The organism is Acinetobacter sp. VT 511 (genome assembly GCF_001077515.1).
GTDB classification, from domain to species: domain Bacteria; phylum Pseudomonadota; class Gammaproteobacteria; order Pseudomonadales; family Moraxellaceae; genus Acinetobacter; species Acinetobacter schindleri.
In genome coordinates, this window is sequence record NZ_LFRE01000095.1 from 1 (window position 1) to 23170 (window position 23170).

Annotated in this window: 22 protein-coding genes, 2 tRNA genes and 1 pseudogene; 13 read left to right on the plus strand and 12 right to left on the minus strand. The window is 44.3% G+C overall.

Features of this window, described 5'->3' with window-relative positions; all coding sequences use genetic code 11:
- Nucleotides 1–96: 96 nt before the first annotated feature.
- The 4 genes and pseudogenes from ACS72_RS15195 to ACS72_RS15210 form a co-directional block, all read right to left on the minus strand.
- A pseudogene (locus ACS72_RS15195) lies at nt 97–300 on the minus strand (winged helix-turn-helix domain-containing protein); the annotation flags it as partial.
- Between the two features lie 175 nt (nt 301–475).
- A complete protein-coding gene (gene guaA, locus ACS72_RS15200; RefSeq protein WP_004895334.1) occupies nt 476–2044 on the minus strand; it encodes a glutamine-hydrolyzing GMP synthase in 1569 nt (522 codons plus the stop codon).
- 198 nt (nt 2045–2242) lie between these two features.
- Complete coding sequence (locus tag ACS72_RS15205) at nt 2243–2608, minus strand: NirD/YgiW/YdeI family stress tolerance protein (RefSeq protein WP_048882567.1); 366 nt, start codon at nt 2606–2608, stop codon at nt 2243–2245.
- A 151-nt stretch (nt 2609–2759) separates the two neighbouring features.
- Nucleotides 2760–3179: a DoxX family protein gene (locus ACS72_RS15210; RefSeq protein ID WP_048882568.1), complete on the minus strand. Its 420-nt coding sequence runs from the start codon at nt 3177–3179 to the stop codon at nt 2760–2762.
- A 190-nt stretch (nt 3180–3369) separates the two neighbouring features.
- Here ACS72_RS15210 and ACS72_RS15215 point away from each other — a divergent pair, with 190 nt between their 5' ends.
- A complete protein-coding gene (locus tag ACS72_RS15215) occupies nt 3370–4008 on the plus strand; it encodes a DedA family protein (protein ID WP_004814195.1) in 639 nt (212 codons plus the stop codon).
- A gap of 16 nt (nt 4009–4024) precedes the next feature.
- Here the strand turns inward: ACS72_RS15215 and ACS72_RS15220 are convergent, their stop codons facing one another.
- From ACS72_RS15220 to ACS72_RS15240, 5 genes are all read right to left on the minus strand, one after another.
- Nucleotides 4025–4618 carry a LysE family translocator gene (locus ACS72_RS15220; RefSeq protein WP_048882569.1) on the minus strand — a complete coding sequence of 198 codons (594 nt, stop codon included), beginning with the start codon at nt 4616–4618 and terminating at the stop codon, nt 4025–4027.
- A 191-nt stretch (nt 4619–4809) separates the two neighbouring features.
- Nucleotides 4810–5211: a hypothetical protein gene (locus ACS72_RS15225; protein ID WP_048882631.1), complete on the minus strand. Its 402-nt coding sequence runs from the start codon at nt 5209–5211 to the stop codon at nt 4810–4812.
- A 16-nt stretch (nt 5212–5227) separates the two neighbouring features.
- Nucleotides 5228–6064, minus strand: a complete 837-nt coding sequence (locus ACS72_RS15230) for a ParA family protein (protein WP_048882570.1) — start codon at nt 6062–6064, stop codon at nt 5228–5230.
- Between the two features lie 63 nt (nt 6065–6127).
- Nucleotides 6128–6520 carry a SirB2 family protein gene (locus tag ACS72_RS15235; protein ID WP_048882571.1) on the minus strand — a complete coding sequence of 131 codons (393 nt, stop codon included), beginning with the start codon at nt 6518–6520 and terminating at the stop codon, nt 6128–6130.
- Nucleotides 6521–6529: 9 nt separating this feature from the next.
- The gene (locus ACS72_RS15240) at nt 6530–6838 is read right to left on the minus strand and encodes a BolA family transcriptional regulator (RefSeq protein ID WP_004814186.1); all 309 of its coding nucleotides are present in this window, start codon (nt 6836–6838) and stop codon (nt 6530–6532) included.
- 239 nt (nt 6839–7077) lie between these two features.
- On the opposite strand from ACS72_RS15240, the gene ACS72_RS15245 reads away from it, so the two are divergent.
- The 12 genes from ACS72_RS15245 (at nt 7078) to ACS72_RS15300 (ending at nt 19166) form a co-directional block, all read left to right on the plus strand.
- Nucleotides 7078–7153, plus strand: a tRNA-Gly gene (locus tag ACS72_RS15245).
- Nucleotides 7154–7200: 47 nt separating this feature from the next.
- Nucleotides 7201–7276: transfer RNA gene (locus ACS72_RS15250), tRNA-Gly, on the plus strand.
- A 520-nt stretch (nt 7277–7796) separates the two neighbouring features.
- Nucleotides 7797–8762, plus strand: a complete 966-nt coding sequence (locus ACS72_RS15255; protein ID WP_048882572.1) for an alpha/beta hydrolase — start codon at nt 7797–7799, stop codon at nt 8760–8762.
- 370 nt (nt 8763–9132) lie between these two features.
- Nucleotides 9133–10644, plus strand: a complete 1512-nt coding sequence (locus tag ACS72_RS15260; RefSeq protein WP_048882573.1) for an aldehyde dehydrogenase family protein — start codon at nt 9133–9135, stop codon at nt 10642–10644.
- A 358-nt stretch (nt 10645–11002) separates the two neighbouring features.
- The gene (gene ribBA / locus ACS72_RS15265; RefSeq protein ID WP_004895820.1) at nt 11003–12118 is read left to right on the plus strand and encodes a bifunctional 3,4-dihydroxy-2-butanone-4-phosphate synthase/GTP cyclohydrolase II; all 1116 of its coding nucleotides are present in this window, start codon (nt 11003–11005) and stop codon (nt 12116–12118) included.
- A gap of 19 nt (nt 12119–12137) precedes the next feature.
- The gene (gene ribE / locus ACS72_RS15270; RefSeq protein ID WP_004895821.1) at nt 12138–12608 is read left to right on the plus strand and encodes a 6,7-dimethyl-8-ribityllumazine synthase; all 471 of its coding nucleotides are present in this window, start codon (nt 12138–12140) and stop codon (nt 12606–12608) included.
- 4 nt (nt 12609–12612) lie between these two features.
- On the plus strand, nt 12613–13062 hold the full coding sequence (gene nusB / locus ACS72_RS15275; protein ID WP_005233270.1) for a transcription antitermination factor NusB: 450 nt from the start codon (nt 12613–12615) through the stop codon (nt 13060–13062).
- Between the two features lie 20 nt (nt 13063–13082).
- On the plus strand, nt 13083–14000 hold the full coding sequence (gene thiL, locus ACS72_RS15280) for a thiamine-phosphate kinase (RefSeq protein ID WP_048882574.1): 918 nt from the start codon (nt 13083–13085) through the stop codon (nt 13998–14000).
- Complete coding sequence (locus tag ACS72_RS15285; protein ID WP_004895825.1) at nt 13978–14499, plus strand: phosphatidylglycerophosphatase A; 522 nt, start codon at nt 13978–13980, stop codon at nt 14497–14499. Before thiL ends, ACS72_RS15285 begins: the two co-directional genes overlap by 23 nt.
- A gap of 20 nt (nt 14500–14519) precedes the next feature.
- Nucleotides 14520–15884 (plus strand): bifunctional UDP-N-acetylglucosamine diphosphorylase/glucosamine-1-phosphate N-acetyltransferase GlmU, encoded by a 1365-nt coding sequence (gene glmU, locus ACS72_RS15290; protein WP_005220339.1) that lies wholly within the window; start codon nt 14520–14522, stop codon nt 15882–15884.
- 11 nt (nt 15885–15895) lie between these two features.
- On the plus strand, nt 15896–17734 hold the full coding sequence (gene glmS, locus ACS72_RS15295; RefSeq protein WP_048882575.1) for a glutamine--fructose-6-phosphate transaminase (isomerizing): 1839 nt from the start codon (nt 15896–15898) through the stop codon (nt 17732–17734).
- A gap of 58 nt (nt 17735–17792) precedes the next feature.
- The gene (locus tag ACS72_RS15300) at nt 17793–19166 is read left to right on the plus strand and encodes a phosphomannomutase/phosphoglucomutase (RefSeq protein WP_048882576.1); all 1374 of its coding nucleotides are present in this window, start codon (nt 17793–17795) and stop codon (nt 19164–19166) included.
- Nucleotides 19167–19224: 58 nt separating this feature from the next.
- Here ACS72_RS15300 and galE read toward each other — a convergent pair whose 3' ends face one another.
- The 3 genes from galE to ACS72_RS15315 are packed head-to-tail and all read right to left on the minus strand — an operon-like array spanning nt 19225 to nt 23166.
- Nucleotides 19225–20244: a UDP-glucose 4-epimerase GalE gene (galE, locus tag ACS72_RS15305; RefSeq protein WP_048882577.1), complete on the minus strand. Its 1020-nt coding sequence runs from the start codon at nt 20242–20244 to the stop codon at nt 19225–19227.
- Entirely contained in the window at nt 20237–21910 is a 1674-nt protein-coding gene (gene pgi / locus ACS72_RS15310; protein WP_048882578.1) for a glucose-6-phosphate isomerase, read from the minus strand. Before pgi ends, galE begins: the two co-directional genes overlap by 8 nt.
- Nucleotides 21910–23166, minus strand: coding sequence for a nucleotide sugar dehydrogenase (locus ACS72_RS15315; protein WP_048882579.1), 1257 nt, complete (start codon nt 23164–23166; stop codon nt 21910–21912). Before ACS72_RS15315 ends, pgi begins: the two co-directional genes overlap by 1 nt.
- Nucleotides 23167–23170: the final 4 nt, after the last annotated feature.

Here is a 23170-nt window from a genome sequence, read left to right on the forward strand (position 1 = left end):
TCGTCCTAGAAAGGCGTTAGATTGGCTTACACCATTAGAGAAATTTGCTCAGCTTGTTGATTATCATATGGCTTTTGAAACTGTCGCACCTCATGTTTGAATTCGCCACGTCTTTGCCCAAGAAACTCTATCTTTAAAAATATTCTTTCCACTTGGAAGTGTTTGATTGAGTATGTCTTTTGAGAGCTTTGAGCGTTCAGCTAATATATTTGCCGCATCTGAAATTTTTATAGGCTCATTTAACTCAAACAATAACTTCATTAAAGGAAGCATCAATTGATCATAAGTAGGCAATGACATTCAATAAACTCTTTTTTAAAGTCTAATTTTCATGCAGTATAAATAAAAAAAGAGCGCCTAAGCGCTCTTTTTTTATTTTGAGATATCAGGCATCTCTTTTAAAAATTCCTCACTGCCGCGAGCACAGCTCTTAGCGTAATTTAGGCAAGAAGCTTCGCTTCTTGAAACCCCTAAATTACTCCCATTCAATCGTCGCAGGTGGTTTAGACGATACGTCATAAACCACACGAGAAACTTCAGCAATTTCATTCATGATACGAGTCGAGATTTTATCTACCAGCTCGTATGGAAGGTGAGCAAAACGAGCTGTCATGAAGTCAACAGTTTCAACTGCACGAAGTGCAATGACCCATGCATAACGACGACCATCACCTACAACACCAACAGATTTAACAGGTTGGAATACTGCGAATGCTTGCGCAGTTTTGTCATACCAACCGCTAGCACGAAGTTCTTGCATGAAAATGTCATCTGCTAAACGGAGAATGTCAGCATATTCTTTTTTCACTTCACCCAAAATACGAACACCTAGACCCGGACCCGGGAATGGGTGACGATAAAGCATTTCAAATGGAAGACCTAAAGTGGTACCCAATTTACGTACTTCATCTTTAAACAGGTCACGAATTGGTTCAACCAGTTCAAATGCTAGATCTTCTGGTAAACCACCCACGTTGTGGTGTGATTTAATCACATGTGCTTTGCCTTGTTTGCTTGCAGCAGATTCGATCACGTCAGGGTAAATCGTACCTTGAGCCAGGAAGTTTACACCATCAAGCTTACGTGCTTCTTCAGCAAATACTTCAATGAACTCACGGCCGATGATTTTACGTTTTTTCTCTGGATCAACTTCACCCGCAAGTGCAGTCAAGAAACGCTCTTCAGCATCAGCACGAATGACACGGATACCCATGTTTTTCGCAAACATGTCCATAACCTGGTCGCCTTCATTCAGACGAAGTAAACCATTGTCCACGAATACACATGTCAATTGATCGCCAATTGCACGGTGTAAAAGTGCCGCAACAACTGATGAATCTACACCGCCTGAAAGACCGAGCAGTACTTTTTGATCACCAATCTGTTCACGAAGCTGTTCAACACGAAGGTCGATAATGTTTTCAGAGTTCCACAGGCTACGGCAACCACAGATATTGTGAACGAAGTTAGACAGTAACTCTTTACCTTTGGCAGTATGAGTGACTTCCGGGTGGAACTGAATACCATAGAAACGGCGTTTTTCATCAGACACCATTGCGACCGGACAGCTTGGTGTGCTGGCAGTAATCTGGAAGCCTTCTGGAATTTGAGTCACTTTGTCACCGTGGCTCATCCAGACTTTTAATTTGTCTGCTGAATCTTCAAGATCGCCAATAAGACCATCACGGATTTGAATGTCTACTTCAGCATAGCCAAATTCATGTACTGTACCTGGCTCAACCTTACCGCCAAGTTGTGCAGACATGGTTTGCAGACCGTAGCAAATACCCAATACAGGAATGCCCAAGTTGAACACAACTTCTGGCGCACGCGGGCTGCCTTCTTCGTGAACGCTCTCAGGACCACCTGACAAGATGATACCGTTTGGATTAAATGCACGAATGTCTTCTTCAGACATGTCATAGGCAAACATTTCAGAATATACGCCAGACTCACGTACGCGACGTGCAATCAATTGGCTATATTGAGAACCGAAATCCAAAATCAGGATACGATCTTCAGTGATTTGAGTATTGGTAGTCATGACAAACAACTATAGAAAGGCAAACGAAAGATAAGCGCCGTATTCTATCATTTTTCGCTGCATTACGCACACTGTTTCAAGGCGCTTGAAATATATACATATTTAGCACTGCATCTTGATCAGACTGAATTTTTTATCAGATCTGCTTCAATCCTTGATTCAAGATTGCATGAGATTGAAGCAGAACTTTAAATATGGTTATTTCACTTTTTCGATACTAATCACATCAATATCGGTAGGTTTCTCACGATGAGTATCTACCTCGCCAAGCACACGAACGTTATCGCCCGCTTTTAACTTCAACGGTTTCCACAGGTCATCATCAACATCAATAATAATCGTGCCACTACTGTCTCGAAGTTCAAAATCATCACTCTGCGGTGCAACTTGACGCACAATTTTACCTGTTAAGGTTACACCAGTTTCATCCGGCATTTTTTGTGCTTGAGCAATGCTGACTTTATTTTTTTGAGCTTCAGCAAGGAGGGCCTGATCTGACTTTGCCCATGCACCGCCACTAACAACGAGTCCCGTCATTAATACAGCTAAAATTTGCTTTTGCATTCAATATACTCCTTAAACAACAGGTCTAAATTCCTGATTCTATCTAAGCAGAGTGAATGCACTGAACGAAGCTTAATTCGGTAAAGCTAGTTTAATGTTATGTATCCACAAAAAAAGCGGTCTTAGACCGCTCGATTGGAGCGTTGCTTTGTTATTGGTGCTCAATCAGATGATCAAAACTGAAGCGACCTGCACCCTGTAATACCAATAGCAATAAGCCACCTGCCATCGCAAAGTTTTTCATAAAGTTCACTGCATCCTCAGGCGTACCATGAAATAAAAATGCAGTCACTAAGCTAAAGCCAGCCAAGAGTGCTGCCACTACACGGGTCTGCAAGCCAAATAAAATCGCTAAACCACCACCCAATTCCAGCAAAATCGTCACAGGTAATAATTCAGCAGGAACACCCATAGCTTGCATATAACCAACCGTTGCTTCATAACCAGCAATTTTGCCCCAACCTGCCACAATAAAAATATAAGCCATTAAGGCACGTGCAGACACGAATGTTACGGATTCAAGTACAGGATGAGCAACAAGATTGGCGATAATACGATTTGGATTCAACATGATAAAAACTCGAAGATAATTGCTAAAACATGAGCACATCTTATAAGTTTCATTTTTAATTATTAATAACCAAAATAAGATTCATCGTTTTATTTTTAGAATGATGAGGCTGGAAATAGACCACTTTTGATGCTGACTTTAAGCCTAATCACTGTTAGGATTTGGGCACACTTTTGCTTGTACTGGCGCCATGGAACTGCTTGATTTTATCCTACATGTAGATGACCATCTGCTTGAATTCATCACTAATTATGGGGTGTGGATTTATGCCATTCTTTTCCTGATTATCTTTGTAGAAACGGGACTGGTAGTCATGCCTTTCCTGCCGGGTGACAGCTTGCTGTTTGCTGCAGGGGCACTTGCAGCATCTACTGGGGCCATGGATCCGTGGGTACTGATTCCGCTCCTATTTGTGGCGGCAGTACTGGGCGATACACTGAACTATCATATTGGCAAGTTCATTGGGCCGCGTGTGTTTGAAGTTGAATCGCGCTTTATCAATAAAAAACACCTACTAGCAACCCAGCAATTTTTTGCCAGACATGGTGGCAAGACGATTATCTTTGCCCGTTTCGTGCCTTTCGCCCGTACCTTTGCTCCTTTTGTGGCCGGTGCTGGCAGCATGAATTATAAATATTTCCTGAGCTATAACGTGATTGGTGGTTTTTTGTGGATCAGCTCTTTTGTGATTTTGGGTTATCTGTTTGGAAATATGCCAATCGTTAAAGATAACTTTACCTATCTGATCTTCGGCATCATTATTATTAGTGTATTGCCAGGCATCTTCGGTTTTGTTCAACAGAAGCTGAAAAAGAACAAAATGGCTTAAATCCTGATCGCTGAATTCAGTTAAACAAACTGATGATCAGCGGAATCAGGCAAAGCAGCAAAAACAGGACCGACCCTTTATACATGAGGTCGGTTTTTATTTTCTCCGACTCCCTTGCCAGAATTGCCTGACCGAACGCCATCCAGAAGACAAACACCGGTAATGTCACCAGACTAAATATCGCGAAGACCAGTACGAAATTAGTTGGATTTTCCCAGGTCGCCATGGGAAAAATACCGGAAGCAAACAAAGCCGCTTTAGGATTTTTTAAAGTCGCAGTAAACATCTGCCAAGGCCGGATCATCGGGTGCTTATGATTATGCTGCTCTAGCTGCCTGGCTTTAAACAACCGGAAGGTCATCCAGCCTACAGTAATTGTGCTCAGTATATGCAGCATGCCCTGGAAATTCGGCCAGATCGGGACAGCAAGATGTATCAGCAAGGCCCAGACATTAATGGCATAGAAGTAACCCAGCAGAATAGCAGGTATATATAAACTGGTTCTGGCCTGACCATGTTGATGTGCCGCACTGGCAACCAGTGCATTGCCTGGGCCCGGAATCATCAATACTGTAATCACAGCCAGAATAAATAGCCAGTTTTCGATCATACGCAAACTTACCGCAAAGAATGGCGCAACATTAACGAATCTGCTCAATATATAACAAGATGAAAATTCTCATAAATTTGTTCCGAGCAGTCATTCCAGCTAGTTTTATATGCAAAATAACGCCCCTTTCCGGACTGCGATGCTAAAAAAATGCCGACCTCAGTCAGCATTTTTATTTTTTATCTTCATCATTATATTTTTGGTGCAGCCTGGCGAATGATCAGTGGGCAGCTCTTATAGCGCGCTGCCTGAACAATCGCTTCCTGCTCACCTAAAACACGTGCCAGTTCGGTCTTCTTGGTATTAGAGGACTGACCCATATTCACTGAAATACTCGGCCCAATACCCCAACCACTATGGCTACCCCAGCCGCCACCCACACCGACGCCTACGCCTACGCCAACACCCGTTCGTTTCGGCGCTTGTACACCATTGTCGATATACTGCTGGATACGGTTATATTCGCCTTGCAGCTGACCGCAGTCATAGGACTGGTATTGGGTTGGCGACACATAGGTCGGCTTGACGGTCGTAGCACAGGCACTTAACAAAGCCAGGCCCATTACGCCAAGACTGAATTTCATGAGTTTCATGCTGGAATCATCAATCTTATTTTTGCTCAATCTCATTGAACAACGATTGATAGGCCTGAGTCAATTTATGATCAGTAGCCAGATGAATTAAGGGCTGATTTTTCTGATGAGATTCTTTCATGATCACCGATGGCGGCAACATATTTTTCAATACCGGCAAGCCCTCATCTTTCAGCTGTTGCACTACCTCACGTGGCAGTTTGGCCTGAGCCTGAAACTGATTGACCACAATTCCTTCAATTTCAAGACGGTCATTATGGTCGTCCTGGGTTTCGATGACATTTTCAATCAGGGTATGCAGAGCACGTTTGGAAAATACATCACAGTCAAAGGGAATCAGCACCCGATCTGCCGCAATTAAAGCTGATAAGGTAAAGAAATTAAAAGCCGGCGGCGTATCAATAAACACCCGCTCATACTGACCCGTTAACTGTTTTAAGGCATCACGTAGTTTATAGATCTTATGTTTGGATTCCAGTGCATGTGCCAGTGTGCCGAGACTTGGGCTGGCTGGAATCACATCCAGATGTTTAAACGGTGACTGGTGCACATAGCTTTCCAGGCCTTTAGTGCGGGTTTTCAGAATTGAGCCGATGGCATTGCCAATCAAACCCTTGTTCTGCTGGCTGCCCAGCACTTCATCAAAATAGTTTTCAATATTGGGTTCTAATGCAGGCTTGTCTCCCGAATAGGTCGCATCATCACCAAGCAGATACTGGCTGGAATTGGCCTGTGGATCGAGGTCAATGAGCAGGGTTTTGTGCCCCTGATGTGCACTGATTGCTGCCAGATTTACAGCAATACTCGACTTCCCCACGCCACCTTTTTGGTTAAACACCACACGTGTACGCATTAAAACCCCCTATTATTTTTATCAATCTATTTAAAATTTAGCCAAACAAAATGATGTTATTTTCTAGCCAAAAGTTGGCTTGATAATCACAAGTGCCATAATTGCAGCTAATGAAATAATTGCAATAACCAGGCCAGCACGACGTTGAACCATCAGGACAGAGTCATCTTTTTTATAGGCTTTCATCAAAGATGAAACCAGTACCAGAAATAAAATGACCTTGGCATAGAACCAGGGTTGTACTTCAAAGTTTTTTATCACTAGCGAAATGACGCCCGTCAAAGCAATTACGGCAAGTGCCAGATGCTGCAAGGCAACAAATAGCTTGCGTGCAACCGGATTAGGTAAATTGCCCTGTGTACCAACAAACAAGGTAAATGCACGTGCCAGAATCGCGATAATTGCCAGACTGGCCGCTGACATATGGATAATTTTGACTAATAATTGGGTTTCCATATGTTCCTCTTAGTTTTTTGGGGCATGTGCACATTCAGGACTGGTCGTATCCTGACCGCTCCACTCTTCTGGAACAAAAGCATGGATTGCTAATGCATGGATTTTTTCCGGGCTCAGTAAATCGCCTACTGCGGCATAGACTTTCTGATGACGCTGTACCTGACGCAGGCCTGCAAAAGCTTCACTCACAATTACCGCTTTAAAGTGTGATTCCTTACCCGGGTAATAGCCACCGTGACCAGAAGACTCATTTACCACCTCAAGATGAGATGGAGACAGGGTAGCCAGACGCTCTCTTAAGACTTGTTCAATACTCATGGCCTTCTCCGCAATTACAAATGATCCAAATTCTATTCAGTATACCCTGTTCTGTCATGAGTTTTACTGTGCTCAAGGAGAGTTAAAGGTTGCCAAGGCCCTGTTTTAACAAAATTTTGCATAAATTTTGTCGATTTATAGCGCTGAATTGGCTGAATTGATTTTATTTTATGCAAACGGTGCAAGATTTTTCATAAAGTTATTGACCCTGTTTTTGCATGCTGTATTATACACGGCATGCGGGAATAGCTCAGTTGGTAGAGCACAACCTTGCCAAGGTTGGGGTCGCGAGTTCGAGTCTCGTTTCCCGCTCCATATTCTTTTTTGTTTAGTTTTTTAATAGTAAAAAATTATTCGACCCTGCGGGAATAGCTCAGTTGGTAGAGCACAACCTTGCCAAGGTTGGGGTCGCGAGTTCGAGTCTCGTTTCCCGCTCCAAATTTAAAAGGCCCTAGTCGAAAGATTAGGGCTTTTTTTATTTTCAGCTTTTGGCCAGATTAAAGTTAGATGCCTGGTTGAATATCTATTTCTCTGGGTATTTCCACAATCCCCTACTTCAATTGATTTATTGATTTAAAAAATAAAAATTGCTTTCTTCAATCTACATCCATAATTTTAGCTTCGTTATACAAAATTACATGCATTAGCGAGGTGCGTATCATACATGGCGCCTTTCTACACTCCAATGTGGTCCGAGCACAAGCGCATTCTATTGATTGGATCATAGTCTTTTTCTGTATTTTCTAGCCTTATATTTACCAGCAAAATAACAAACAAGGAACTTATAGATATCTTTTTCAGTACAGAGAAGCTTTGCCTCCTATTTATTCTATCCCGATGAGCTGTTTATCTTTAATTTCAGGTGATCAGTTCCTCATTAGAAAATACTGTTTTTTTATTTGACGCTAGTGTAGAAATATCTAAATATAAAATCCGAACAAGAAGTTAAGAGAAAATAATGACAACAAAGATAGAGGTAAATTATCAACCCGATATTTTAGGGGCTGGCTATGAACAGGCCACCTTAGATCTTCCGAATGATTATGAAGGTCAGGTGGTGGCGACCCTCGTTCGCAAGAAAGCAGCTGAAACGACTAAAAAGGCGGTGCTATATATCCACGGTTTTATCGACTATTTTTTCCAGACTGAAATGGCAGAGCGTTTCAATGAGCAGGGTTTTGACTTTTATGCGCTGGACCTACGTAAATATGGCCGCTCCTATTTGCCGCATCAGAAGTACTATAACGTTCATAGCCTGTCAGAATATGATGCAGAAATTACTCAGGCACTGGATATTATCGGTCAGGAAAGTCATGACGCCGTGCTGCTTTGCGGACATTCAACGGGGGGCTTAACCACAACCTTGTATGCAGCACATCATCCTGATCACCCCCTGATTAAAGCGCTCTGGGCAAACAGTCCCTTTTATGACTTCAATATGAGCCGTCTGGAAAAGAAATTTGCCATTCCTCGAATGGCAGCAATGGGCAAACGTTTTCCAAACTTGCTGTTCCCAAGTCGTCTTAATAAGTGGTATGTCCCGAGTTTGCACGCCAGCCATCATGGTGAATGGAACTTTAACCTCGAATGGAAAAAAGTCCGTTATCCCATGGTGCGTTTGAGCTTTGTACATGCCATTCATGAGGCGCAAAAAGAACTGCATCAAGGTCTTCAGTTAAGCATTCCTGTCCTGATCATGCATTCGCATCAGACGACTTATCCACGAAAATTTAATCGTCATGCACAAAGCAGCGATGTGATTCTGGAAGTGCAGGATATGATTCAGCATGCCAGAAAAATATCGGGCGATGTCACCTTGTGCGAAATTCATAATGGCTTGCATGACCTGGTCCTGTCAGAAAAAGCGGTACGGGAACAGGTCTATCAACAGCTGTTTGAATGGTTACAGACCAAAGGACTTTGAACAGTTCATAACCCTTATTATTTGCAAGATAGCGGGAAGGAAAATGATAAATGACCTTCCCCCAAAATTTGCTCAAAGATTTTTCATCAAGCAGGTACTAATTGTTATTTTTTAGCAAGCTTATATGTGCGAAACATCATGTTTTAACATTTTAAAAATTTAATATTTATAGGTTAATAATTTGATTTTTATTAAAAATAAGGAAATCTCCTTACCCCCTCTTTGTTACCTTTTGTAGCACGCTTGTAAACCCTCGACATAGCGTCAGATTTGCTCTTTATATTAGCTATAACTCTTCATTCCAAGATGAGTCTTCGTCTCTCAGCTTTATTTCTCTCACAGCTATAACAATCAATGAAAGGACAAAAATATGCGCTATGCAGATCCAAATACTGACGGTTCAAAAATTCAATTTAAAGCACAATATGAAAATTTTATTGGCGGTAAATGGGTGCCGCCTGTCAAAGGTGAATACTTTGATAATATTTCCCCAGTCGATGGCAAAGTTTTTACCAGAGCACCACGCTCCAGTATTGAAGATATTGAACTCGCACTCGATGCCGCCCATGCTGCCAAAGCACAGTGGAATAGCTCATCACCGACCACACGTTCAAATATCCTGCTCAAGATTGCCGATCGTCTAGAGGAAAATCTGGAATTGCTTGCGGTGGCAGAGACCTGGGACAACGGTAAACCGATTCGTGAAACCCTGAATGCAGATATTCCGTTATGTATCGACCACTTCCGTTATTTTGCTGGTTGTATTCGCGCGCAAGAAGGCGGCATTTCAGAAATTGACGAAGACACCATCGCCTATCATTTCCATGAACCCCTCGGCGTTGTCGGTCAAATCATTCCGTGGAATTTCCCAATTCTCATGGCCGCATGGAAACTGGCTCCGGCTTTAGCTGCAGGGAACTGTATTGTGCTGAAACCAGCAGAACAAACCCCTGTCAGTATTTTAGTGCTGGTTGAACTGATTCAGGATCTTTTACCACCCGGTGTACTGAATATTGTTAATGGCTATGGGGTCGAAGTCGGTCGCCCACTGGCGACCAACCCTCGTATCGCAAAAATTGCTTTTACCGGTTCAACCGCAGTCGGCCAAATGATCATGCAGTATGCGACCGAGAATATTATTCCGGTAACGCTGGAACTCGGTGGTAAATCACCGAATCTGTTCTTTGCAGATGTGATGGATCAAGAGGATGAATACCTAGATAAAGCCCTGGAAGGTTTTACCATGTTTGCCCTCAACCAAGGAGAAATCTGTACCTGCCCTTCACGTGCACTGGTACAGGAAAGTATTGCCGACAAATTCCTGGAACGTGCAGTTGAGCGTGTCAAGCGCATTAAGACCGGTCATCCACTGGATACCGACACCATGATTGGCGCACAGGCATCGCAAGAACAGCAAGATAAGATCTTGGGTTGTATCGCCACAGGCCGTGAAGAAGGTGCTCAGGTCTTAACAGGTGGTGAAGCACGCCATGAAGTAGGTCAAGGCTTCTATATTGAACCGACCATTTTTAAAGGCACCAATGACATGAAAACCTTTCAGGAAGAAATTTTTGGACCGGTGCTTGCGGTCACCACCTTTAAAGACTTTGATGATGCCATTAAAATTGCCAATGACACCATTTATGGCTTAGGTGCTGGTGTCTGGTCGCGTTCAGCCCATACCTCTTATCGTGCCGGCCGTGCGATTCAGGCAGGTCGCGTCTGGACCAACTGTTATCACATTTACCCTGCCCATGCGGCATTTGGTGGTTATAAAAAATCAGGGATTGGACGCGAGAACCACAAAATGATGCTCGATCATTATCAACAAACCAAAAACTTGCTTGTCAGCTACTCGACCAAACCCGCAGGTTTCTTCTAATTCCTGTCTAAGCAAAAGCGAACTTCAGTTCGCTTTTTTATTGACTTGGTAATTTTATCTTAAACAAAAAAATAACCGTCCCTCTATCCCAATAAAATCATAAAGCTATCCAAAACAAGTATATATCCCTCTATGATAAGTATTGATTTTTTTAATATTTTCAATTGGATAAAAAAAATACAAAAATTAAAAACTTCCATATAAAGTCGGCTTTCTTTGCCGAAAAAGACTGTGTATAACAATGTTCAGTTTAGGGAAATCAATAAGCATAGGCAAAATTGCTCAAAAAGCGTTAGACTATGCAACCAATAATGTCATGATTCGGTCTGAACAAGATCAAAAAAGAAGGTGAAGGTTGATGCCGCTCAATACAGTTGAAGAGCTTGTAGCAGATATCCGTGCAGGAAAAATGGTCATCTTGATGGATGATGAAGATCGTGAAAATGAAGGCGATTTAGTCATTGCTGCCACGCACGTGCGTCCTGAAGACATCAACTTTATGATCACTCATGCTCGTGGTTTAGTGTGTCTGACTTTAAGTAAAGAACGTTGCCAACAGTTGAATCTTCCATTGATGGTAGATGCTAATGGTGCTCAACACGGGACCAACTTCACGTTATCGATTGAAGCAGCTGAAGGTATTTCTACCGGTATTTCACCTGCAGAGCGTGCGCATACCATTCAAACCGCTGTGGCGGCTCATGCTAAACCTACGGACATCGTACAGCCTGGTCATATCTTCCCATTGATGGCACAGCCAGGTGGTGTCCTGCACCGTGCAGGTCATACCGAAGCAGGCTGTGACTTATCGCGTCTTGCAGGTTTAGAACCAGCATCGGTCATTTGTGAAATCATCAATGAAGATGGCACCATGGCACGTCGTCCAGACCTTGAAGTCTTTGCCGAAAAGCATGGCTTGAAAATTGGTACGATTGCTGACCTGATTCATTATCGCATGACCAATGAGCAGACGGTTGAACGTTTAGATCAGCAAACAATTGATACCGAATACGGTACCTTTGATCTGTATCGTTACCGTGAGTTAGGTAACCCGGATATTCATGTGGCACTAGTCAAAGGCGAGCCGAAAGAAGGCGTAACGACTGTACGTGTCCACGGCTTTAACCCGACACGGGACCTATTAAAACTGAATAAACAGGACGGCGAACCGGCCTGGAATTTAGACAAGGCACTTAAAGAAATTGCAAGTAGTGATCGTGGTGTCCTGGTCTGGATCGGTCAACGTCATTTACAAGATCTAGGTCCTGCGCTCGATACTTTAAAAGCACCCAAAAATGTGAAATCCAATGCTGCACTGTCGCAGCAGTATCAAACGATTGGTGTCGGTGCACAAATTTTGCGTGATCTAGGCGTAGAAAAAATGAAGCTGCTGAGTTCACCATTACGCTTTAATGCATTGTCAGGTTTTAATTTAGAAGTGGTGGAATACATCACTGCACAACACACATCTTAAGATAAGAATCGAGGTTATTATGGCTGTTCGCCGTATTGAAGGTATGTTACATCTCGCGAACGAAGACCGTTATGCGATTTTAGTTGGTCGTTTTAATAGCTTTGTTGTTGAACATCTGTTAGAAGGTGCCGTTGATACATTGAAACGCCATGGTGTATCAGAGGATAATATCACGGTCGTTCATGCACCTGGTGCCTGGGAACTTCCAATCGTTGCAAAAAAATTAGCAGCGACTGGTAATTTCGATGCCATCATTGCCTTGGGCGCTGTGATTCGTGGTAGCACACCGCACTTCGATTTCGTGGCAGGTGAATGTGCCAAAGGTTTAGGCGTAGTTGGTCTGGACGCTGGTCTTCCTGTCATTAATGGCGTACTCACTACGGATAGTATTGAACAAGCGATTGAACGCTCTGGAACAAAAGCAGGCAATAAAGGTAGTGAAGCTGCCTTGACTGCGATTGAAATGGTTAACTTGTTAAAGGCTATTTAAGGCTATGTCGCAAACACTTCAAGCAACTTATGCTGCAAAACGTAAAGCACGTCGTTTTGCTGTACAAGGAATTTATGAATGGCAAATGAGCCACAACCCTGTGCATGAGATTGAAGCACGTACACGTGTGGACAATGCCATGCACAAAGTGGATCTGAGCTATTATCATGAATTGTTGACTCAAGTGGTTGCCAATCATGAAGCATTGGATGCTTTGCTTATCCCTGTGCTGGATCGCGAACTTTCTGCACTTGACGGTGTAGAACTCGCAACACTTCGTTTAGGTGCGTATGAGCTCAAGGAACATCTTGAGATTCCATATCGTGTCGTTTTAGACGAAGCAATTGAGTTAGCTAAACATTTTGGCGGTGCAGACAGCCACAAATACATCAACGGTGTATTAGATCGTTTAGCGACAACTTTACGTGCAGCAGAAAAACAACAAGCAAACTAAGTTTTAAGTAGATTTGTTGTATGGCTGAGTTTTCGATTATCGACACCTATTTCAATCGTAAGAATCAAGATTCTGTCGATTTAGGGGTCGGTGACGACTCAGCCTTGCTCACTCCCCCACCCCACCAGCAATTGGTGATTTGTGCCGACACCTTAGTTGCGGGTCGACATTTTCCTTTAGATACGAACCCACATGCCATTGGCTGGAAATCCGTTGCCGTCAATTTATCTGACATTGCCGCGATGGGCGCCACACCGCATAGTATTTTATTGGCATTGAGCTTACCCCAAATTGATCATGCTTGGCTCAAAGGCTTTAGCCAAGGGCTATACGACTGCTGCGATCAATTTGGCGTGCGTTTAATTGGTGGTGATACCACGCAAAGTCCACATCTGACTCTATCTGTCACAGCACTGGGCTGGGTCGATACAGGCCTTGCTGTACCACGTTCAGGTGCCCAAATCGGTGATCTGATTTGTGTTTCAGGTACGGTTGGCGATGCGGCATTTGGCTTAAAGCATTTAGGTCATGATCTACAAAAACGTCTGGATTATCCAACGCCACGTTGTGCTTTAGGTGCTGCGCTTAAAGGCCTGGCCAATAGCATGATTGATGTTTCGGATGGTTTGGCACAAGACTTGGGACATATTTTAAAAGCCTCGGATGTCGGCGCAAAGCTGCAACTTGAAAACTTACCACTAAGTACTGCCCTGCACGCCTTAAATGATGAACAAAAATGGCAGTATGCATTGGCGGGTGGCGACGATTATGAATTATGTTTTACAATAAGCCCGCAAAATTATGAAAAATTATTGCAAAAACAACTTGATGATTCGATTAGTATAATCGGCACAATTCACCAACAGCGCGGCTTAACTTTTGAAAAAGATGGCGTAGATCATTTGCTTCAATTTAATGGGTATCAACATTTTGCATAAACCTTCAATCAATTTTAAAGCCATGTCATGGACCGACCGTTTTATTGTGTTCTGTGGTGTTGGTTTTGGTTCTGGCCTATTACCGAAAGCGCCGGGTACGTTTGGTTCAGCTTTTGCCTTATTGTTTATTCCGCTATGGCTTGCAATTGACCTATCGAGCACCATACTAGCCATCATTCTGATGTCGCTCATTGGCATCTATATTTGCGGGCATACGGCTAAAGTCATGGGTGTACATGATGATGGTCGCATTGTCTGGGATGAATTTGCAGGTCAATCCATTACCTTTTTGCCTTTGCTCTATCTGAATGAAATGAGCTGGATGTGGGCATTGGTCGGTTTTGCTCTGTTCCGTTTATTCGATGTCTGGAAGCCCTGGCCGATTCGTGTCATTGACCGTCAAATTGACGGCGGTTTCGGCATCATGCTGGATGACATTATTGCTGGCCTGTGGGCGGCCCTTTGTATTTTGCTTTATTTTTACTTCACTGTGGCATAAGCCATATTTAGGATTAGAACATGTCAACGACTGTGATTATTCTTGCTGCAGGTAAAGGAACCCGTATGCGTTCCAGCTTACCGAAAGTATTACAACCCCTTGCAGGACGTCCTTTACTGGGTCATGTCATTGAAACGGCAAAAAAATTAAACGCAGATAATATTATTACGATTTATGGTCACGGTGGTGACCGGGTTCAGGCTGCTTTTGCAGAGCAAGAGATTAAATGGGTAGAACAGGCTGAACAGCTGGGTACCGGCCATGCAGTGCAAATGACCTTGCCTGTCCTGCCACAAGACGGCGTTTCGCTGATTCTTTCCGGCGATGTGCCGTGCATTAATCCTGTAACCTTGCAAAAATTACTCGATGCTACTGCAGAAACCGGTATTGGTCTGGTGACGCTTACCCTGCCGGATGCCAATGGTTATGGCCGTATCGTACGTGAACAAGGTCAGATCCAGGCCATTGTTGAGCACAAGGATGCTTCTGAAGAACAACGTCAAATCAAGGAAATCAATACCGGTATTTATGCCGTCAGCAATGCCAAGTTGCATCAATGGCTACCACGTTTAAGCAATGACAATGCGCAAGGTGAATATTACCTGACTGATATTGTGGCGATGGCTTTGGCAGATGGTATGCAAGTTGCATCTGTAGAACCTGAGCAGGCTTTTGAAGTTGAAGGGGTAAATGACCGGGTGCAGCTGGCTGCTTTAGAGCGTCAGTTCCAGGCATTTCAGGCCAAACAGCTCATGCAGCAAGGCGTACATCTGATTGATCCAAGCCGTTTTGACTTGCGTGGCAATTTAACCGTCGGTCAGGATGTCCGCATTGATATCAATGTGATTATCGAAGGTGATTGCGAGTTAGGTAACAATGTTGAAATTGGCGCCGGCTGTATTATCAAGAATACTAAAATCGCAGCGGGCACCAAGGTTCAGCCATATAGTATTTTCGACAGTGCCATCGTCGGTGAAGACACCCAAATTGGCCCATTTGCACGTTTACGTCCAGGGGCAAAACTTGCCAATGAAGTTCACATTGGTAACTTTGTTGAAGTGAAAAATACCACGATTGGTCTAGGCTCTAAAGCCAACCACTTTACCTACCTGGGTGATGCTGAAGTTGGTGCAGGCTCAAACATCGGTGCAGGGACCATTACCTGTAATTATGATGGTGCCAACAAATTTAAAACAATTATTGGTGATCAAGCCTTTATTGGCTCGAACAGTTCATTGGTGGCACCTGTGAGAATTGGTAACGGTGCTACAGTCGGTGCAGGCTCGACGATTACCCGTGATGTGGAAGACAACAGTTTGGCAGTAGAGCGCTCTAAGCAATTTGCCAAAGAAAACTATCCACGTCCGCAAAAAATCAAGAAATAAGGGGAACAAATATGTGTGGTATCGTCGGTGGCATTGCAGAACGCAGCATTACCAATATTTTGATTGAAGGCTTAAAACGCCTAGAATACCGTGGCTATGATTCAGCAGGTTTAGCCCTGATCAACAATCATCAGGTCCTGCGTGAACGCCGTGTCGGGAAAGTTTCCAACCTTGAACAGGCGGTGAATGAATCACAGATTAGTGGTTCCCTCGGTATTGCACATACACGCTGGGCGACCCATGGCAAACCGACTGAAGAAAATGCCCATCCGCATATTTCTGAAAATGTTGCAGTGGTGCATAACGGAATTATCGAAAACTATCAAGAGCTTAAAGATGATCTTGAAGCTTTGGGCTATGTGTTTACCTCACAGACCGATACTGAAGTCGTTGCCCATCTGATCAATGATGCGCTGAAATCCACCCCGAGCCTGTTAGAAGCTGTACGCCAAGTGGTTCCGCAACTAAAAGGTGCTTATGCACTGGGTATCGTACATACTGACCACCCTGATGAACTGATTACCGTACGTGAAGGCTCTCCACTGGTGATTGGTGTCGGCATTGGTGAAAACTTTATCAGTTCTGATCAACTGGCTCTGTTGCCGATTACCAACCGTTTTATCTACCTGGAAGAAGGTGATATTGCCCGTATGACCCGCACCACCATTGAAGTCTTTGTCGACGGTCAACTGGTGAATCGCCCAGTCAAAGAACTGGATGCTGCGGTCAGCAATGCTTCTAAAGGTGAATACAAGCATTACATGCTCAAAGAAATTTATGAGCAGCCTGAAGCGATCAAACAGACGATTTCCCAAGCCTTAAATGGTAATGATCTGCGCGAAGATTTCCTGGCAAATGCCGTTGAGGATTTTGCCAAGATTCAGCAAATCCAGATTATTGCCTGCGGTACCAGCTATCATGCTGGCATGATCGCCAAATACTGGTTTGAACAGCTGATCGATCTGCCTTGCCAGATCGAGATTGCCAGCGAATTCCGTTATCGTACGCCGGTGATTGTGAATCACACGCTGTATGTATGTATCTCCCAGTCCGGTGAAACTGCCGACACTTTGGCTGCCTTACGTGATACACAAAAACGTGCGGCTGCCAAAGGACTGGATATCACCACCATGACGATTTGCAACGTAGCAACCTCCTCGATGGTACGTGAAACCAATCACAGTCTGCTGACTTTGGCAGGCCCTGAGATTGGTGTTGCATCGACTAAAGCCTTTACCACACAGCTAGCTGCACTGATGCTGTTGGTACTAAAACTGGGTACAGTCAAAAACACAATTTCAGCAGAACAGGTGGCAGCCATTAGCACCGACTTATGGCATATGCCAAAGGTAATTTTAGATACCTTGCATCATGATAATGAAATTTTACGCCTTTCTGAACTGTTTGTAGAAAAGCAGCACTGTCTGTTCCTAGGCCGCGGTACACATTTCCCGATTGCGCTAGAAGGTGCCTTGAAGCTGAAGGAAATTTCCTATATTCATGCTGAAGGTTATGCGGCAGGTGAACTGAAGCATGGTCCATTGGCCTTGGTCGACAACGACATGCCCGTGGTGATTCTGGCGCCACAGGATGACATGCTGGATAAACTCAAATCCAATATGGAAGAAGTGCAGGCACGTGGTGGTGAGCTGTTCGTCTTTGCTGATGAAAACAGTGGTATTAAAGCCAAAGACCGTCAACATGTGGTCCATATTCCTGCAGTCAATGCAGTACTGGCCCCGATTGTGTATAGTATCCCGGTGCAGTTACTCTCTTATCATGTGGCAGTGCTACGTGGTACGGATGTAGATCAGCCACGTAACTTGGCAAAATCGGTCACTGTAGAATAATTAGAATTGAATCAAGGCTGGGGAACTGGCCTTTTTCTTCTGAATAGAGAGCCTATAAATGACAAAACTGACGTGCTTTAAAGCCTATGACATTCGCGGCAGATTGGGCAGCGAACTCAATGAAGAGATTGCTTATAAAATTGGTCGCGCCTATGGACAAATTTACCAGCCCAAAACCGTTGTGGTCGGTTGTGATGTTCGCCTTAGCAGTGAAGATTTAAAACAGGCCACTATCCGCGGTTTAAATGATGCGGGCGTTAATGTTCTAGATTTAGGTATGACTGGGACTGAAGAAGTTTATTTTGGTGCCTTCCATTTAGATGTGCAAGGTGGTATTGAAGTCACTGCCAGTCATAACCCGATGGATTATAATGGCATGAAACTGGTGCGTGAAAATGCCCGCCCGATCAGTGCCGATACAGGTTTAAAAGAAATTCAAGCGCTGGCTGAAACAGGTACTTTTAATGAGGTTGCAGAAAAAGGCACAACCAAAAAATATAATATCCTGCCTGAATTTGTCGATCATCTAATGACATATATCGACCCTGCAAAAGTTCGCCCGTTAAAACTGGTGGTGAATGCCGGTAATGGTGCTGCAGGTCATGTGATTGATGCAATTGAAGACAAATTTAAAGCTGTAAACATTCCAGTTGAATTTATCAAGATTCACCATGAAGCGGATGGTAACTTCCCAAATGGTATCCCTAATCCAATTCTGGTTGAAAACCGTAATAGCACCCGTGAGGCGGTCATTCAGCATGGTGCGGATATGGGGATTGCCTGGGATGGTGACTTTGACCGCTGCTTCCTGTTCGATGAAAAAGGCCAGTTTATTGAAGGCTATTATATTGTTGGTCTGCTGGCACAGGCTTTCCTGCTGAAACAATCTGGTGAAAAAATTGTGCATGACCCGCGTCTAGTCTGGAATACGCTGGATATCGTGGAACAATACCAAGGGATCACGGTGCAGTCCAAGTCAGGCCATGCCTTTATTAAAGATGTGATGCGTGAACATAATGCGGCTTATGGTGGAGAAATGAGTGCCCATCACTATTTCCGTGACTTTGCCTACTGTGACAGCGGCATGATTCCATGGTTACTGGCGATTGCAGTACTGTCTGAAACACAGCAATCTTTATCTTCGCTGGTTGAGGAGATGATTGCCAAGTTCCCGTGTAGTGGTGAGATCAACTTTAAAGTGGCCGATACCCAGGCAACCATTCAAAAACTTTTCGATCATTATGCCGATCAGAAACCTGAAATTGATCAGACTGATGGCGTCAGCCTGAATTTTGGTAGCTGGCGTTTTAATGTGCGCGCATCTAATACCGAACCTTTATTACGTCTAAATATTGAAAGCCGTCGTGACCAGAATCCACGACCAATGCAAGACTATGTGGATGAGCTGACCCAGCTGATTCAAGGCAGCTGAAGTCAGAAAAAAAGAGCCAGATGGCTCTTTTTTTATGCTTGATACTTATCTGAAAAAATTAATCGCGATAGCCTTGTGGATTCTGCTTTTGCCAGTTCCAGCTATCTGCCAGCATATCTTCCAGACCATATTGCGGTTGCCAGCCCAGCTCTTTTACTGCACGGGTATTATCAGCAAAAGACGTTGCCACATCACCTTCACGACGCAGAGCGATTTCAAATGGAATCTGCACCTCGTTGACCTGCTCAAAGGTATTTTTGATTTGCAAGACTGAACAGCCTTGTCCCGTACCAATGTTCCAGGCACGGCAACCTTGTGCTCGCAAACGGTTAGTCAATGCACATAAATGCGCATTGGCCAGATCCACCACATGAATATAATCCCGTACGCCTGTCCCATCTACCGTATCGTAATCATCACCAAAAATAGACAGTTTTTCACGACGGCCTACAGCCACCTGAGTCACATACGGCATCAGGTTATTGGGAATCCCTTGCGGGTCTTCACCAATCTGCCCACTTTTATGCGCACCAACCGGATTAAAATAACGCAACAAGGCAATTGACCAGCGATCATCGGATGCCGATAGCTTTTGTAATAGCTGCTCTACAATCAGCTTGGTATAACCATAGTTATTGCTCGGCATACCGGTCGGCATATCTTCATTTAAAGGCGAGATATTGGCTTCATCATAGACTGTAGCCGAGGAACTGAAGACTAGACGGAATACACCAGCGCGCTGCATGGCCTGTACCAGGCTGATGGAACCTGAAATATTATTTTCAAAATACGTCAGCGGAATTTGCTGGCTTTCTCCTACGGCTTTTAGACCAGCAAAATGGATCACAGCATCAATTTGATAGGTACTAAAAATCTGATTCAAAATATTTTGATCTAGAATATCACCCTGAATAAAATCCAAAGATTTCGAAGCCAAAGCCTGCACACGATTCAGAGATTCTTTAGAACTATTAGAAAGATTATCTAATACCACGACTTCATGTCCGGCATTTAATAATTCCAGACAGGTATGTGAGCCGATATAGCCGGCACCACCGGTTACCAGTACTTTAGCCACGTTGTCTCCCCATTAATATTGCAATTAAACCTTGTGTCGAGGCATCCAGCGCGGATACATCCGCCTGTTCACCATTTAAAATCGGCAAGAGCTGGTTGGCAATTTCCTTGCCTTTTTCGACGCCCCACTGGTCAAAAGGATTGATATTCCACAGCACTGACTGCACAAACACCTTATGTTCATACATGGCGATCAGCATCCCCAGACTATAAGGATTGAGCTCTTGCATTAAAATAGTTGAACTCGGCTGGTTCCCTGCATACTGCTTATAGGTCGGTAGGTCGGCCAGTTCACTGGCATCAAGCGCCTGATTACCAAAGGCCAGTAGCCGCGACTGTGCCAGACAGTTGGATAGAGCCAAATGATGCTGTTCAATCAGCGCATCGGCATTGTCGGCATAGGTAAACTGGTTCGCATTATAGCGCTGAACCGGCGCAATAAAATCACTGCTGACCAATTGGGTGCCCTGATGCAATAACTGATAGAAAGCATGTTGGGCATTCGGTCCGACTTCTCCCCAGATAATCGGGCAGGTATCCCATTCTACTTTCTCGCTATTACGCTGAATGGATTTACCATTGGATTCCATTTCCAGCTGTTGCAAATAAGAAGCAAAATATTTTAACCGGCCATCATAAGGCAATACTGCATGGGTTTGTATATCCAGGAAGTTGTTGTTCCAGACCCCTAACAGTCCCATCAACACCGGAATATTCTGTTCAAATGGTGCAGTCTGGAAATGCTCATCTACCGCATGGGCACCCGCTAAAAAGTGCTGAAAACCCTGTACCCCAATCGTCAATGCAATAGGCAAGCCAATACAGGACCAGAGCGAATAACGGCCACCAACCCAGTCCCAAAGCAGGAACTGATTTTCCGGTGCAATTCCCCAAGCTGTCATTTTCTCCGGCTTGGTCGAAACCCCAATAAAATGATGCTGGATCGTGCGCAGGTCTTGTCCTAGGGTTTTTTCCAGCCACAGGCGTACCGTTTGTGCATTAGAGAGGGTGTCAATGGTACCGAAAGATTTGGAGGAGATAATAAACAGTGTTGTTTCAGGTCGCAGCTTATGCAGCAGATCAGACAGCTGGCTGCCATCCATGGTCGATACGAAATGTACATTGAGGGGACGCTGAGTCGGCTGTTTAAAGTCAGACAGGGCTTGACTGACCATCAGCGGTCCCAAATCCGAACCGCCTACCCCGATATTGACTACATCCTGAATCACTTCACCGGTAGCACCGCGGTACTGTCCAGCATGGATTTTTTCTACCAAGGTGAACATGCGCTGTAACTGGGTATGCACCTCGGCAGCCAGTTCAGGATGCTGTTCATTCTGCTCAGGCAAACGTAAGGCCCAATGCATTGCAGCACGCTGCTCGGTGTAGTTAACCTGTTCTTGGGAAAACAGCCGTTTGATCCACTGTTTCAGATCTTGTACCTGTGCCAGTTGCACCAAAGCCTGTAGCACCTCCTGATCAATGCGGTGCTTGCTAAAATCAAAGGTTACCGGCTCCAGATTCACCGAGAAGTGCTGAAAACGCTGAGGATCTTGCTGAAACAGCTCTTGAAGATGCTTGTTTTCAAACTGCTGTTTTAAAGTATTTAATCGGCTTAAAACAGTCTCTTTCTCTTCGAGGGGATAAGGTTGCTGAATTACACTCATTAACGTCCTACTCCCTTATAGGCAAAGCCTTGTGCTTTCATATAATCCGGATTATAAATATTCCGTCCATCCAGGATCAATGGATGCTGCATTTGATTCAACAGGCTGCGGTAATTGGGACTCCAGTATTGTTTCCAGGCTGTGAGCACGCATAGGGCATGTGCTCCATTTACGGCCTCGTACTGATCTGTGCAATACACCAGATCATCGCGTTGTCCGTAGACTTTTTCAATTTCCGCCAGGGCTTGAGGATCATGCAGCTTGACGGTCACCCCTTGAGCCCAGAGTGCGGTCAACATGGCATGAATCGGGGATTGCTGGATACGCGAGGTATTTTCCTTAAAGGATGCTCCCCAGATCGCTACAGTTTTCCCGGCCAGATCACCATGGTAATAATTCCAAAGCTTGCGAAATAGCAGTTCTTTTTGCTGCTCATTAATTTCCCAGACCTGGGCCATTAGCTGGCTTTTCGCGCCGGTACCTGACACAGTACTGGCCAGGATCTGAATATCATGCGAGAAGTTTTCGCCACCGAACCCGGCCCCCGGATACAGATAAGATGAACCAATCCGGCTATCCGCTGCCAGCCCCTGGCGTACATGCTCAATATCAATACCAAGTTTTTCAGCCACCAGAGCCAGATCATTGATATAGCTGATGCGCGTGGCCAGCATGCCGGACACACTCAGTTTGGTAAATTCGGCATCCAGAACCGGCATAAACAGGTATTGCTGTTCACGCGGGAATAACGGCCTGAGCAGTTCCTTCAAAAGTGTTTTTGCCGTTTCATTGCTATAGCCGACAATAAGCTGGCTGGCTTCGGTCAGGCTGCGTAAGGCATTACCTTCCTGAATCACATCTGGCAAATAGATCCAGTAATCTTCTGAAAGAATTTGCTGGAATTTTTCGGTACCGTGTAGCCCCAAGGTAGAAGCATTGATCATCAGTTTTGGATGGATAATCGGGCGCTGCTTGAGCTCACGCAGGATTTCTAGGCCTTGAATTTCTTCAGTCGGACTTAAGCTAAACAGATAGACATCAATATCTAAAGGAATCGCCTCGAACTTGCAGTATTGTAAAAAGCCCTTGGCATGCTGCTTGTTCAGTAACTGCTGTACGGCTTCATCCTGTGCATAAACTTGCTCGGAAGACGGTTTTTTCAGCAAATCACACCAGTAGACCTGATGACCACATTCTGCCAGTAAGGCTGCCATGACACCGGCATATAGGGTCTGACCAAATACTGCAATGTTCATAAGG

Excerpts from the sequence above, each read along its gene's own strand:
- ACS72_RS15255 (WP_048882572.1), top strand. The coding sequence starts at position 7,797 with ATGACAACAAAGATAGAGGTAAATTATCAACCCGATATTTTAGGGGCT.
- glmU (WP_005220339.1), top strand. The coding sequence starts at position 14,520 with ATGTCAACGACTGTGATTATTCTTGCTGCAGGTAAAGGAACCCGTATG.
- guaA (WP_004895334.1), bottom strand. The coding sequence starts at position 2,044 with ATGACTACCAATACTCAAATCACTGAAGATCGTATCCTGATTTTGGAT.
- ACS72_RS15285 (WP_004895825.1), top strand. The coding sequence starts at position 13,978 with ATGGGTATCAACATTTTGCATAAACCTTCAATCAATTTTAAAGCCATG.
- ACS72_RS15235 (WP_048882571.1), bottom strand. The coding sequence starts at position 6,520 with ATGGAAACCCAATTATTAGTCAAAATTATCCATATGTCAGCGGCCAGT.
- glmS (WP_048882575.1), top strand. The coding sequence starts at position 15,896 with ATGTGTGGTATCGTCGGTGGCATTGCAGAACGCAGCATTACCAATATT.
- ribE (WP_004895821.1), top strand. The coding sequence starts at position 12,138 with ATGGCTGTTCGCCGTATTGAAGGTATGTTACATCTCGCGAACGAAGAC.
- ACS72_RS15240 (WP_004814186.1), bottom strand. The coding sequence starts at position 6,838 with ATGAGTATTGAACAAGTCTTAAGAGAGCGTCTGGCTACCCTGTCTCCA.
- ACS72_RS15315 (WP_048882579.1), bottom strand. The coding sequence starts at position 23,166 with ATGAACATTGCAGTATTTGGTCAGACCCTATATGCCGGTGTCATGGCA.
- ACS72_RS15225 (WP_048882631.1), bottom strand. The coding sequence starts at position 5,211 with ATGAAACTCATGAAATTCAGTCTTGGCGTAATGGGCCTGGCTTTGTTA.
- ACS72_RS15260 (WP_048882573.1), top strand. The coding sequence starts at position 9,133 with ATGCGCTATGCAGATCCAAATACTGACGGTTCAAAAATTCAATTTAAA.
- ACS72_RS15215 (WP_004814195.1), top strand. The coding sequence starts at position 3,370 with ATGGAACTGCTTGATTTTATCCTACATGTAGATGACCATCTGCTTGAA.
- ACS72_RS15210 (WP_048882568.1), bottom strand. The coding sequence starts at position 3,179 with ATGTTGAATCCAAATCGTATTATCGCCAATCTTGTTGCTCATCCTGTA.
- ACS72_RS15205 (WP_048882567.1), bottom strand. The coding sequence starts at position 2,608 with ATGCAAAAGCAAATTTTAGCTGTATTAATGACGGGACTCGTTGTTAGT.
- ACS72_RS15230 (WP_048882570.1), bottom strand. The coding sequence starts at position 6,064 with ATGCGTACACGTGTGGTGTTTAACCAAAAAGGTGGCGTGGGGAAGTCG.
- thiL (WP_048882574.1), top strand. The coding sequence starts at position 13,083 with ATGGCTGAGTTTTCGATTATCGACACCTATTTCAATCGTAAGAATCAA.
- pgi (WP_048882578.1), bottom strand. The coding sequence starts at position 21,910 with ATGAGTGTAATTCAGCAACCTTATCCCCTCGAAGAGAAAGAGACTGTT.
- ribBA (WP_004895820.1), top strand. The coding sequence starts at position 11,003 with ATGCCGCTCAATACAGTTGAAGAGCTTGTAGCAGATATCCGTGCAGGA.
- nusB (WP_005233270.1), top strand. The coding sequence starts at position 12,613 with ATGTCGCAAACACTTCAAGCAACTTATGCTGCAAAACGTAAAGCACGT.
- ACS72_RS15220 (WP_048882569.1), bottom strand. The coding sequence starts at position 4,618 with ATGATCGAAAACTGGCTATTTATTCTGGCTGTGATTACAGTATTGATG.
- ACS72_RS15300 (WP_048882576.1), top strand. The coding sequence starts at position 17,793 with ATGACAAAACTGACGTGCTTTAAAGCCTATGACATTCGCGGCAGATTG.